The sequence below is a fragment of the Aeromicrobium sp. 50.2.37 genome (assembly GCF_024655735.1).
In the GTDB taxonomy this organism is placed as follows: domain Bacteria; phylum Actinomycetota; class Actinomycetes; order Propionibacteriales; family Nocardioidaceae; genus Aeromicrobium.
Window position 1 is genome coordinate 68,479 of the sequence record NZ_JANLGG010000013.1, and the last position, 12,249, is coordinate 80,727.

Consider the following 12,249-nt stretch of genomic DNA (forward strand, 5'->3'; position numbering starts at 1 on the left):
CAGATGATGGGAATCACGAGCACGGCGGGGCGGACCGCGCGGGGACGGGTCAGGCGAGGTCGGCGAGCTCGACGTTCGGGTCGGCGAGGCGCTCGGCGGACACCTCCTGGCCGACGAGGGCGCGCAGGTCGTCCTGGACGTCCCAGATGTTGACGTTCATGGCCGCGGTCACGACGCCGTCGCGCTGCCAGAAGACGATGAACTCTCCGTCCCCGGCGCCGTCGTCCAGCTCGCCTCGCACCACCACGTCGTCGTCGCCCGACCCGTGGCCGACGTACTCCATGCCCAGGTCGTACTGGTCGGTGAAGAAGTACGGCTCCCAGTCGTACGCCGCGTCCTGGCCGAGCAGCACCGACGCCACGGCCTCGCCCTGGCGCACCGCGTCGTCCCAGTGCTCCACGCGCACGGCCTCGCCGCGGCCGGTGTGCAGGGTCGAGGCGACGTCGCCGATCGCGTACACGTCGGGGTGGCTGGTCGCGAAGTGCTCGTCGGTCACCACGCCGTCGTCGACGAGCAGCCCGGCCGCCTCCGCCAGCTCGACGTTGGGCGTGGCGCCCACGCCCAGCACGACCACGTCGGCCTCGAGCACCTCGCCGCCACCGAGGCGGACGGTGCGTGCGGTCACGGCGTCGACCCGCTCGCCGGTGCGCAGCGTGACGCCGTGCGACGTGTGCACGTCGGCGAAGTAGCGGCCCAGACGTTCACCCATGACCGAGGCGAGCGGCACGTCACCGCGGAGCACGACGGTGGTGTCCAGGTCGTGGTGCCGCGCGGCGGCGGCGACCTCGAGACCGATCCAGCCGCCACCGACGACGATCACCGACGACGCGTCCGCGAAAGCGGCCGTGAGCCTCTCGACGTCGGCCGCGTTGCGCAGGAAGTACGCGTCGGCCCCACCGGCGATGGAGTCGGGGACGGCAGGCCGCGCGCCTGTGGCGAGGACCGCCTTGTCGTACGGCACCACCTGGCCGTCGGCCAGGTGCACGCGGTGCGCCTCCACATCGAGTCGCTCCGCCGCCACCCCGGTGACCAGGCGGACGTCGTGCTCGTCGTACCACTCCTGGGGCTGCACCGTGGCGTCGTCGAGCGGCGCCTCGCCGAGCAGCACGTCCTTCGAGAGGGGTGGCCGCTCGTAGGGCAGGCGGTCCTCGTCGCCCACGATCGTGAGTGCTCCGTCGTGTCCGTTCTCGCGCAGGGCGGCGGCCGCCTTGGCCGCGGCGAGGCCGCCCCCGATGATGACGATGTCCATGATTCGACCCTGCCACGGCTGGCCTCCGCGGCAACCCGGGTCGCGACGTGCCACGATGCCCCCACGCCACCCAGGGGGAACGACCCATGCGCAGCACCGCTCGACTCGTCACGACGGCAGCCGCCGTCCTCGCCGTCCTCGTCGGATGCGGCCAGGGAGGTTCCGACCCGGAGCCGACCGCGTCCGCGTCCAGCCCGGCGCCGCTGCCGACCGAGGAGGCCGCGCTCGAGGGCGCCCTGCCCACCCTGGCCCAGGTGCCGGGGGCCTCGGAGGTGGACTTCCAGTGCCCGAAGGACGAGGAGAAGTGCGCCGGGTCCGACGCCGGTCACCCGTTCTGGGCGTTCTCCGCGCGCCTCGACGCCGTCGGCAACCCGGTGGACATCGAGCGCAACGGCACCACGAGCGCGCCCAACGACGTCGCGGTCGTCAACATCAACCTGCTCGACGACGCCGAGGCGGCCCGCACCTTCATGGCCGGTCTGCGCAAGGGCCAGGAGCCCTACGACGGCACGTTCGACATCCCCGCCAAGCCCGTCGGCGGCGGCCGTGAGGTCCCGGCGAGCTCGGGCGAGGGGTCGCTCGACGACGTCGCCGTGCAGGGGCTCGACGGCTACCTGAGCTCCTACCGGCTCGACTCGGCCGAGACCGGTGACCCGGCCCAGCGCGTCGTGAGCCTGCTGGTGGGCGAGGACCGCGTGGTGCTCGGCGTGTTCGTCAGCATGTCCGCACCGGGCCGCGACGCCGACGCCGCGGAGCAGCTCGCGCAGCGCCTCGCCCGCGACACCGTCGAGCGTCTCCGTAAGGGCGCGGCCACGTTCACCCAGTAGGCACCTGCGGGACAGCCTCGCTCGAGCGCAGGACACCGACCGTCGATCCGTCCGCAGCGACCGCGACCAAGGTCCCGGCTTCGGGTCGGAGCGAGACGACGTCGGCCAGACGCTGATCGATCCCCGAGCACCCACGTAGCGAACGAAGCGCCTCGCCCTCGACGACGACGCGGTCACCGTCGGCGGCCCAGGCCAGCCCGCTGAACCCGTTGCACCCGTCGTACCCGGTGAGCGTGCCGTCCGGTTGCAGCTCGATCCACGGCCGCTCGTCGACACCGGCCGACTCGCTCGTCCACCGACCTTCGATCGCGGCGGCCCGTTCCGACGGCGCGACCGTCGCGGGCGGGAGTCGGCGACCAGGTCCGGGTGCACCGGCGCACCCTGCGAGGACCAGGGCGGTCGCGAGCACCAGCACGGCTGGACGGCGTCGGGGTGTCATGCGTCTGTCCTGTCGCGACGGGCGCGATCGTCTCCGCGCACGGGCTCAGTCCGGGTCGGTGAGCAGGACGCCGAGGTCGGTGCCGTCGGGTCCGACGGCACGCAGGTGGCCGTCGTCCCATACGAACGTGGTCGCCTGGCCGAGCCAGGTGTCGACGTCGGGGCAGGCCATCAGCGTCGAGACGCGCGCACCGCTCGTGACGACCTCCTTGCCGGCGAGCGACCACTGCTGTCCGCCGAAGCGGTTGCAGCCGTCGTGCCCGGCGAGGTCGCCGTTGTCGCGCAGCTCGAGGAAGGCGCGCGGCGGCCCGCCCTCGGGCAGCCACCGCCCGACGACGTCGGTCCGGGCCGGCGTGCTCACTCGCTGCCGTAGAGGTCGTCGGAGGTCGCCGTGGTGGGTGACGACGGCGCCGTGGAGGCGAGCACGCCGCGTCGACGCCCACCAGGGAGCCGCTGCGCCAGCGTCCCCAGAGGCTCCACGGCCCCGCTCAGCACCGCGACCGCCTGGTTGAGGTTGGGGATGGCGTTGCCCAGCGCCTCGAGCCGCGGCACGATCGCGTCGAACGTGGCTCCCAGCGAGACCAGCTGGTCGAGCGTCCCGCCCGGCATCAGCAGGTTCTCGAGGATGCCCTCCTCCTCGAGCAGCTTCTCGAGCAGACCGCCTGGCCGCAGCACGTTCTCGAGCGTGCCGTCCTGCTCGAGGATGCGGTCCAAGGGCCCACCGGGCACCAGCATCCGCTCGATCGGCCCGCCCGGCGCCGTCAGCCGCTCGAGCGGCCCGTCCGGTGCCAGCAGACGGTCCAGCGAGCCTCCGGGCGCGAGGAAGCGGTAGAGCGGCCCGTCCTCGGCCAGGGCGCGGTCGAGCGGGCCGTCGGCCTCGAGCAGCCGCACGAACGGGCCCTCCTCCGACGCCATCCGGTCCACGAGCCCGTCACGCTGCAGCGCCTTGCCGACGGGTCGGTCCTCGGCCGTGATGTCGGCGACGAGGTTGCCGAGCGCGATGATGCCGCGCTCGTCGGCCAGCAGCTTGGCCAGCTGCTCCAGCAGGCCGTCCTCGCCGATCAGCACCGCGATGCGGGTGCCGTAGCCGCCCTCGCGCAGGATCGGGCCGTCGGGTGCGGCCAGCTGTCCCAGCGCCAACGTCGTGCGCGTGGCCGAGATGGTCACGCGCAGGGGCAGGGTGGCCAGACCGACGAGGTTCATGCTCGCAGCGTAGGACCGTGACAGTGGTGGTGTCACGTGCTCGTCCGCCCCGTGCTCGAGCGTCGCGGGGCTCCGTCAGGACCGCACGAGCCGGACGGCCCCGTCCCGGCGGGGATCGGCGGCCGCCTCCAGGTGCAGCTCGCCGGCCGCGTCACGGCGCAGGAGCGTCGCACCCACGCCGCCGTAGTACATCGTCAGGTCGGTCTCGACCTTCACGACCTCGTCCGGCCGGCCGGCGCGGTGCACGTGGACCCGCGGGTGGTTCACCGCCTGCTGCAGCCCCATTCCGCCGTTCACGAAGCCCGCGACCACCTGGGCGACGGCCGTGGAGATCCGGTCCGCGCCGGGCGAGCCGATCGCCAGCGCCGCACCGTCGTGGTGGTGCGCGACCGTCGACGCCATGTTCGACAGCAGGCGCGTGCCCGGCTCCAGCCCGTGCAGACCCCGTGGGTTGAGCTCCTGCTCCCCGAGGCAGTTGTTGAGCCAGATGCCGGTGCCCCGCGCGATCATCCCCGAGCCGTAGCCCGAGGAGACGGTGACCGAGCAGGCACCGCCGTCGCCGTCCGTCGCCGAGACGTGCGCGGTCGAGCCCGCCGACCGCGCCTCGTCGTCGACCGACGCCAGGTAGGCCAGCGCGTCGGCCACCAGGTCGTGGCTGTGGTCGAGCACGTCGAGCCGGTGGCCCAGCACGGCGCGCTGCACCTCGACGAGGCGGGCCACGTCGGCGTCGGACCAGCGGCCGTCGACCACGGCGTGCGGTGTGCCGTCGAGCAGGCGCAGCATGGCGGCGACGCACACCCCACCCACCGCCGGCGTGGGGTTGGTGCCGAGCGTCCAGTCCCCCAGCTCCACCCGCAGGGCCGGCCGGACGACCGGGCGGTACGCCGCGAGGTCGCCGCGACCCAGCAGACCACCACGGGCCTGCACGTCGTCGCAGATCAGACGAGCCAGGTCGCCCGTGTGCAGCGCTGCGGCACCGTCGGCGGCGATGACCTCCAGCGTCTCGGCCAGGTCGGGCACCACCACCAGGTCGGTCGTGACGGCACCGGAGGCGTCGTGCACGCAAGCCCGGCTCTGTTCGTCCCAGCCGAAGATGTCGTCGTGCACGTACTCCAGGTAGTACCGCGACGCCGACCCCAGCCGGAACCCACCGCGCGCGACGTCGACGGCCGGCGCCACGATCTCGCGCCACGGCACGGTCCCCCAGCGCGCGTGGGTCTCCTCGAACGCCGCCACCGCGCCGTGCGCGGCCACCGACCCCGGCCCGATCGTGACCGTCACGCCGCCGCCGTAGTCCGTGCGGACGTCCCAGGTCCCGGTGTCGGGGTCGGGGTCGGCCCGTGGGCCGCGGCCCGGCATGTCCATCCACCCGTCGACCGTGACCGGCGCCGACCCGTCGGCCGGCTGGACCGTGACGAAACCGCCCGAGCTGAGCGAGACGATGCCGACCTCGTTGACCATGGTCACGAGCGCGGCGGCGAGCGCGGCGTCGACCGCGTTCCCGCCGGCCAGGGCCACCTGCTCCCCCGCGTCGGCCGCCGCCTCGTTGGGTGCGGCGAGCGCGACGTCAGGCATGAGCGGCAGGCTACCGGTCGTCCCGGCGGGCCTCCGGGTCGTGGAGCTCGTGCAGCTCGGTGGCGTCGGTGCCCTGCTCGAAGGCGTGCCCGGTCAGGACCGCTCCGCGAGCGATGGCCATGCTTCCCACGGCGGACGTCACGAGCTGCAGCACGACGGCGAGCGCCGCCTTGATGCCGTTGCTCACCGACGGGTCGAGCAGCACGATACCCACGACGATGAACGACAGTCCCACGCCCGCCGCGGTGGCCACGGCGGACGTGCGCGTGTACGGGTCGAACAGGGTGATCAGCCCGACGGCGGCGAGCACGAAGACCGCGGCACCCACGAGCAGGAACACCTGGCCCAGGACCTCCAGCACGGTGGTCATCGCCACCCCCGGGTCAGCGCGCGGGCCAGGGAGACCGACGACAGGAACGCCACCAGGGTGGCCACCAGCACCAGGTCGAGGGTGGCGGGGCTCTGCACGCGCGCCCCCACCAGGGCGATGAGCGCGACGATGGCGAAGGTCAGGAGGTCCGAGGCCACCGCACGATCGGCCGGGGTCGGTCCCACCACGATGCGGTAGGCGCTGAGGACCGCGGCGAAGCCCGCCGCGACGAGGGCGACGTCGATGCCGATCATCGGTCGTCCTCACGGACGAGGGCTCTCAGCATGCGGGCCTCCATGTCGTTCAGGTCCGCGAGCGCGGACGGGTGGTCACGGTGGTACATCGAGTGCACGAGCAGGCAGCGTCCGCCGTCCTCGCGCCGGACGACGCCCAGCGTGAGCGTGCCGGGCGTGAGGGTGATCAGCGTCGCGATGAACGTGACCTCGGCGTCGGAGCTCGACCGCAGCGGCATCCGCACCACGCGGGCGGTCGCGTCCGATCCCGGGGTCGCGATGTCGTGCAGGACCTTCCCCGACGACGTCAGCACCTGCCAGGCGAACCAGGCCACGAAGACGGCCATCCGCCCCGGCGCCAGCAGCACGCGCCTCATCGCAGCACCGCCGCGACGTAGGCGGAAGGATCGAGCAGGCCCTCGGCGGCGACCCCGGTCAGCGCGAGCAGCCCCTCGGCCCCGAGACCGAGCAGCAGCGTGAGGACCGCCAGGAGCAGCCCCGGGCCGGCCAGGGCGAGCCCGATGCGTGGCGGCGCGGCAGTGGCCGGCCCCGCCCCTGCGGTGCTCCTGCCCTCGTCGGACGCCCGGGGCTCGGAGACGAACACGGCGTCCCAGATCCGCAGCACCGAGACCAGCGTGAGGAGGCTGGCCGCGACCGCGACGGCGGCCACGGCGACCTGACCTGCGTCGACGGCGGCCACGACCACGGCGACCTTCCCCGCGAAGCCCGAGAAGGGCGGCAGCCCGGCCAGCGAGAGGGCGGCCATCAGGAACGCTGCCGCCACCACCGGCTCGCGACGCGCGACGCCGCTGATCTCGCTCAGCCGTGAGGTGCCGTGCCGGACCTCGACCGCACCGGTGGTGAGGAACAGGGAGGCCTTCACGATCATGTGGTGGACCAGGTAGAACAGTCCGGCCGCCAGGCCCGCGCTCGTGGACAGGGCCAGCCCCACCAGGACGTACCCGATGCCGCTGACCATGTTGAACACGAGGATGGAGCGCATCGTGCGCTCCCCGGCAGCGCCGATCGCGCCCACGGCCATGGTCAGGGTGAAGACGACCAGGCCGATCCACAGGTACCGGTCGTCGCCGTCGAAGACCACGGAGTAGATGCGGTAGATCGCGTAGACGGCCACCTTCGTGTGCAGACCGGAGAACAGCGCGGTCATGGCCGGCGAGGTGGACGGGTAGGCCCGCACGAGCCAGCCGTGGGCCGGCAGCGTCGCGGCCTTCATGCACAGCGCGACGAGGCAGACACCCGTCGCCGCGGCGACCTCGGAGGACTCGGCGGCCCGCCCGGCCAGCTCGCCGAGGTTGACCGTGCCTGCCGTGCCGTAGACGAACCCCACGCCGACGAGGAACAGCGTGGACACGAACAGGTTGAAGGCGACGTACAGGCGGGATCCGCGGACCGAGCGCTCCGTCCCACGCCGTCGACCGGCGAGGACCAGGAGGCCGTAGGACGGCAGCAGCATGACCTCGATGAAGACGAACAGGTTGAAGATGTCGGCGGTCAGGAGTGCTCCGTTGACGCCGGCGGTCACGACGAGCAGGAGCGGACCGAACAGGGGCTCGCGCCCTGGGCCCGACACCACCGCGAACCAGGCGGACACCACGACGAGCAGACCCGTGGCGGTGAGCATCAGCGCCGACAGCTGGTCGGCCGCGAAGGGGATCGCGATGCCGGCAGGCCAGCCGCCGACCGCGTGGGCCAGCACCTGGCCGTCGCGCGTCTCGGCCACGAGCAGGCCCGAGAACACCAGCTGACCGAGGAGGACGGCGAAGGTCAGGGGCAGCACCCAGCGCGCGGCGCGCGGCGCCATGGCCGTCAGGCCGGCCACGGCCAGCGGCACGGCCACGAGGAAGGGCAAGAAGACGTCGTTCATCGGCTGCTCCCGCCGTCGCGGCCGGAATCGTCCGGCTCGACGCCTTCGTCCTCGGCACCGGTGACGGCCAGGACGAGCAGGTAGATCGTGATCGAGAAGGCGATGACGATCGCCGTGAGCACGAAGGCCTGCGGCAGTGCGTCCGCGACCACCGCCGGGTCGAGGTCGGACCCGAGGGGCTCGACCCGCCTGGCGCTGCCGCCGGCGGCGAACAGCGCGAGGTTGACGGCGTGACTGAGGAGCACGAACCCGAGCACGACGCGCAGGAACGTCCGGTCCATCAGCAGGTAGAGCGCGCCGGCGGTGAGGACACCCACGGTGAGGGCGAGGATCATCGGGTCACCTCCGTGAGGGGTGCGTCGTCGGTCTCGTCGGCCTCGCCGGCCGGTTGGCCGAGGAGGCTGATCGCCGCCAGCACCACGCCGAACACGGCCAGGTAGACGCCGAGGTCGAAGAGGAGGGCGCTCGAGACCTTGGTCCCGAGCACCTCGAACGGGATCGGCGTCAGGAACGATCCGTCGACCAGGCCCACGAAGCCGACGACCGCTGCGAGCAGCACCCCGGACCCGGCGATGGCGAGGTAGGGCAGGCGTCGCGTGGTCCACCGGTCGCTCGAGGCGGAGAGGTAGGCCGCGGCGACAGCGGCGGCGCCGATGAGGGCCGAGATGAAGCCGCCACCGGGTGCGTCGTGCCCGCGCAGCAGGGCGTACAGCGAGAAGCCCGCCATGGCCGGGACGAGCACCCGGGCCAACGTCCGCAGGAACACCACGTTGTCCGGCGAGTCGTCCAGTGCCGTGTGGTCGATGGTCACGGGCCCGCCGTCGAGCGCACGGCGGGAGCGCAGCAGGACCGACATGGCCAGGCCCGCCATCGCCAGCACGACCAGCTCGCCGAACGTGTCGAGGGCACGGAAGTCGACGAGGATCGTGTTCACGATGTTGCTGCCACCGGTCTCGGCCTCGGCCTCGCGCAGGTAGTACTCCCCTGCGGGCGAGAGGTCCTCACGGCCGGTCAGGGCGAGCGTGGCGACCGTGGCGGCCACGCCTCCCGCCACTGCCACCGCACCCGTGGCCGCACGAGAACGCGGGCTGCGCGGGCGGAAGCTCCTGGGGAGTCGACGCAGCACCATCACGATGATGACGACCGTCAGGAACTCCACGAGGAGCTGCGTGAGCGCCACGTCGGCCGCCCCCAGCTCGAAGAACCACAGGGCCACGCTGAACCCGACGATCCCGGCGGCGATGACCGCTCCCATCCGCGACCGGGACGCGACGACGGCGGCCACGCCGACGGCGACCAGCAGCAGGATGCCGGCGTCGACGGGCTCGGAGGCCGGCGCTCCCGAGCGCCATCCTCCGGTCGCCACCGCCGCCGCGAGACCCGCACCCGCGATGAGGACGATCGGCACCGCCAGGTGGAACGCAGGCTCGTCGTTGCGCGTGAGGTCGCCGACGCGGCGTCCCGCGACGACCACGCCGCGGTGGACCCTCTCGACGGCGCCGACCCCGGTGCCGGGGAAGAGCGGCCGGTCCAGCGCCTCGCCCACCTGGCGACGCAGCACCACGAGCAGGGCGCCGAGCGCCAGGATCGTGAGGGACACCCCGAGCGCGGGGGTGAACCCGTGCCAGAGGTAGACGTCCGGGATCTGCTGCAGCGGCTCGCCGGAGGCCGCGGCTGCGGCGGGTCGGACCACGCCGTCGAGGAGCGGCGCACCGAAGCCGAGCACGGTCCCGAGGACGGCCGAGATCGAGACGGCCGTGGCCATGGAGACCGTGCCGCCGGTGCCACCCAGCCGCATCGCGGTCCCGGGGAAGGTGTGCACCAGCAGTCGCGCGCTGTAGGCGACGGTGAAGACGGCGGCGAAGCCGATCCCGGCCAGCGCCACCCAGCCGCGGGCGTCGATCCCGGCGTCCAGGATGAGCTCCTTGCTGACGAAGCCCAGCAACGGCGGGACGCCGGCCATGCTGATCGCCGCGAGCGCCAGCATGAGGGAGGTCCAGGGCATCGCCCGCGCCAGGCCGTGCAGCTCGCGGATGTCGCGGGTGCCCGCGCGGCGCTCGATGAGCCCGACGTACATGAAGCCGGCGGACTTGAAGAGGGCGTGGGCCACGACGTGCACGCAGGCCGCCAGCATCGCGTGCGATCCGCCCACGCCGATGATGACGACCAGCAGGCCGAGCTGGCTGACCGTCGAGTACGCCAGCAGCTCCTTGATGTCGGTGCGCTGCAGGGCGAAGACGCCGCCCATGATCGTCGTGACGCATCCGAGTCCGATGAGCAGCACCGGCCAGGCCGACGATGCCGATGCCGCGTCGGCGAAGCGCAGCAGCAGGTAGATGCCGGCCTTCACCATGGCGGCGGCGTGCAGGTAGGCGCTGACCGGCGCCGGCGCGACCATGGCGTCCGGGAGCCACGCGTGGAACGGGAACTGCGCGGACTTCGTCAGGGCTGCCACCGCGACCAGGACCGCTGCCGCCGTCGCGAACGTGGGGTCGGTGGACCAGGCGTCGTCGGCGAGTGCCGCCGACAGGTTGGTGGTGCCGGTCTCGACCACGATCAGCGCGACCGCCGCGAGAAGGCTGAGCCCGCCCATCGCCGTCACGAGCAGGGTCCGGGTGGCGGGACCCGTGGCGTCGGGGCCCGACCGGAGGATCAACAGGTACGAGCACAGCGTGGTCAGCTCCCACGCGACGAACAGCACGATGAGGTCGTCGGCCAGCACGAGCGCGAGCATCGAGGCCGCGAACAGCACCATGAGCGTGTAGTACGAACGCGGTCGGTCCTCGGTGATGTAGCTCGCGCTGTAGAGCATGACCACGGCCCCGACGCCGAGCACCAGCAGCGTGAAGAGGAGCCCCAGCCCGTCCATCCGCAGGCTGAACGACACGTCGAGCGACGGGATCCACGGCACCGACTGCTCCAGCGGGCCCGTGTTCCACACGGCCACGGCGCCCGCCGTGCAGGCGGCGAGCCCGGCGGCGAGCGGCCATCCCGCGCGTGGCCCGAGCCAGGTGGCGAGCAGCGGGGCCAGGGCCACCAGCGCGGCCGCGGCGCAGACCAGCATGATCAAGGTCATGACACGGCCCTGGGGGGTGAAGGCATGGAGAGACTCGCTTGCGATCGACGACATGGCGCCGACCAGGCTTCCCGGCTCACCGGTGCCATCGTATCGCAGCGTCGGGGGGCGTCACCGGCGGCCGTCAGGCGGGCACGGGACCGGCTGCCCGGCTCGCGACGACGGCGCCGACGGCATCCCCGACGTCGACCAGGGCTGGTTCGCGGGCGTCAGGACGTCGGCGCGAGGGGCCGCGACCATGCACGCTCCACGTCGAGCTGGCCGGTACGGGCGAACAGCTGCACCTGCTGGGTGGACGCCAGCGCCGTGGCCAGGTCCGCGAGATCGGCCGGCACGAAGCCGAGGCCCTGCCAGAACGGACCGGACCGACGGCTGAACAGCCAGGCCGTGGTGGCGCCGGACTCGGCGGCCCGCTCGAGGGCGAACCCTGCCAGTCGGGTGCCGTGACCGGCGGCTCGGCGACCGGGGGCCACGGCGACGCTGCGGACCAGCACGTGCGCCCCGTCGTCGCCGACCTCGTAGCCGGTGCTGCCGACGACGGCGCCCTCGGAGTCGCGCTCGATCCAGCAGCGCAGGCCCGGGGCGTCGAGCCCGGCGACCGTCAGGTCGGCGTCGCGGAGGAAGCGAGCGAGGTCCGGCACGTCAGCGGCACGCACCGGCAGGAGCACCGTGGTCAGTCCCCGTCGGGCTCGTTGTCCAGCGAGCTCCAGTCACCGTCGGACTCGAGCGTGCGGCTGCCGTCCTCGGTGGAGACGACGATCGAGCCGTTGCGGCCGACGATCTCGTAGAGCGTGGAGCCCTTCTCGCCGAGGAACGCGTCGTTGCCCGCGTCGTAGTCGCCGGCCATGTCGATGGCGTCGCCGCCCTCGGGCTTGACGACCACACGGAATCGCTCGCCCGAGGAGTTGCGTCCGCAGACCGACGCCTTGGTGCCGTCGGTGGTGGTGGTCTTGTAGAGGATCACCGGGTAGGTTCCGCCGCAGCCGAGGTCGAGCCCGGAGGCCTCCTGCTGGCGCACGTTGACCACACGGGTCCCGCAGTCGGGCAGCAGGCTGTCCTGCTCGACGCCCTCGACGTTGAACTGGGTGTCGGCGTCCTCGCAGCTCGTGGTGGCCGACTCCGTGGGGCTCGGGGTCCCGGTCGGCGACGGCGAGGCCGAGGGGCTCTGCGTGGCCTCCGGCTCCGAGCTGGGCGACGCGAGCGGTTCGGCGTCGTCGCCTCCACCGCCGATGAGGGCCCACCCGCCGAGGCCGGCGAGCACCACGAGGACCAGGCCGACGAGGACCAGTCTCAGCTTGGGTTTCACGCGCAGTACCTCCCGAGATCGACGGCACGCCCAGCCTTCGACCCTAGCAAGAGAGCGCCCGCGGGGCCGTGCCGCACGCCGGCACCC

General features: G+C 73.1%; 14 protein-coding genes. 1 reads left to right on the top strand and 13 read right to left on the bottom strand.

What is annotated here, in order from left to right; genetic code table 11:
* Positions 1–49 precede the first annotated feature (49 nt).
* Positions 50–1,249, bottom strand: a complete 1,200-nt coding sequence (locus NUV38_RS08800) for an NAD(P)/FAD-dependent oxidoreductase (protein ID WP_257728767.1) — start codon at positions 1,247–1,249, stop codon at positions 50–52.
* An 86-nt stretch (positions 1,250–1,335) separates the two neighbouring features.
* Between NUV38_RS08800 and NUV38_RS08805 the strand changes: the two genes are divergently transcribed.
* Entirely contained in the window at positions 1,336–2,076 is a 741-nt protein-coding gene (locus tag NUV38_RS08805) for a hypothetical protein (protein ID WP_257728768.1), read from the top strand.
* On the opposite strand, the gene NUV38_RS08810 is transcribed toward NUV38_RS08805, so the two are convergent.
* The 12 genes from NUV38_RS08810 to NUV38_RS08865 form a co-directional block, all read right to left on the bottom strand.
* Complete coding sequence (locus tag NUV38_RS08810; RefSeq protein WP_257728769.1) at positions 2,066–2,515, bottom strand: META domain-containing protein; 450 nt, start codon at positions 2,513–2,515, stop codon at positions 2,066–2,068. The two genes, NUV38_RS08805 and NUV38_RS08810, sit on opposite strands and share 11 nt — an antisense overlap.
* Before the next feature lie 45 nt (positions 2,516–2,560).
* The gene (locus NUV38_RS08815; protein WP_257728770.1) at positions 2,561–2,875 is read right to left on the bottom strand and encodes an META domain-containing protein; all 315 of its coding nucleotides are present in this window, start codon (positions 2,873–2,875) and stop codon (positions 2,561–2,563) included.
* On the bottom strand, positions 2,872–3,717 hold the full coding sequence (locus NUV38_RS08820; protein WP_257728771.1) for a hypothetical protein: 846 nt from the start codon (positions 3,715–3,717) through the stop codon (positions 2,872–2,874). The genes NUV38_RS08815 and NUV38_RS08820 overlap by 4 nt, the downstream gene beginning before the upstream one ends.
* Before the next feature lie 75 nt (positions 3,718–3,792).
* Positions 3,793–5,292: a gamma-glutamyltransferase family protein gene (locus tag NUV38_RS08825; RefSeq protein WP_257728772.1), complete on the bottom strand. Its 1,500-nt coding sequence runs from the start codon at positions 5,290–5,292 to the stop codon at positions 3,793–3,795.
* A gap of 10 nt (positions 5,293–5,302) precedes the next feature.
* Positions 5,303–5,662, bottom strand: coding sequence for a monovalent cation/H(+) antiporter subunit G (locus NUV38_RS08830; RefSeq protein ID WP_257728773.1), 360 nt, complete (start codon positions 5,660–5,662; stop codon positions 5,303–5,305).
* Entirely contained in the window at positions 5,659–5,916 is a 258-nt protein-coding gene (locus NUV38_RS08835) for a monovalent cation/H+ antiporter complex subunit F (RefSeq protein ID WP_257728774.1), read from the bottom strand. Before NUV38_RS08835 ends, NUV38_RS08830 begins: the two co-directional genes overlap by 4 nt.
* Entirely contained in the window at positions 5,913–6,272 is a 360-nt protein-coding gene (locus NUV38_RS08840) for a Na+/H+ antiporter subunit E (protein ID WP_257728775.1), read from the bottom strand. The genes NUV38_RS08835 and NUV38_RS08840 overlap by 4 nt, the downstream gene beginning before the upstream one ends.
* A complete protein-coding gene (locus NUV38_RS08845) occupies positions 6,269–7,780 on the bottom strand; it encodes a monovalent cation/H+ antiporter subunit D family protein (protein WP_257728776.1) in 1,512 nt (503 codons plus the stop codon). Before NUV38_RS08845 ends, NUV38_RS08840 begins: the two co-directional genes overlap by 4 nt.
* On the bottom strand, positions 7,777–8,115 hold the full coding sequence (locus NUV38_RS08850) for a sodium:proton antiporter (RefSeq protein ID WP_257728777.1): 339 nt from the start codon (positions 8,113–8,115) through the stop codon (positions 7,777–7,779). Before NUV38_RS08850 ends, NUV38_RS08845 begins: the two co-directional genes overlap by 4 nt.
* Positions 8,112–10,856, bottom strand: coding sequence for a DUF4040 family protein (locus tag NUV38_RS08855; protein ID WP_257728778.1), 2,745 nt, complete (start codon positions 10,854–10,856; stop codon positions 8,112–8,114). The genes NUV38_RS08850 and NUV38_RS08855 overlap by 4 nt, the downstream gene beginning before the upstream one ends.
* 209 nt (positions 10,857–11,065) lie before the next feature.
* Positions 11,066–11,512 carry a GNAT family N-acetyltransferase gene (locus tag NUV38_RS08860; RefSeq protein WP_257728779.1) on the bottom strand — a complete coding sequence of 149 codons (447 nt, stop codon included), beginning with the start codon at positions 11,510–11,512 and terminating at the stop codon, positions 11,066–11,068.
* 17 nt (positions 11,513–11,529) lie between these two features.
* Positions 11,530–12,162, bottom strand: coding sequence for a hypothetical protein (locus tag NUV38_RS08865; protein ID WP_257728780.1), 633 nt, complete (start codon positions 12,160–12,162; stop codon positions 11,530–11,532).
* Between the last annotated feature and the right edge of the window lie 87 nt (positions 12,163–12,249).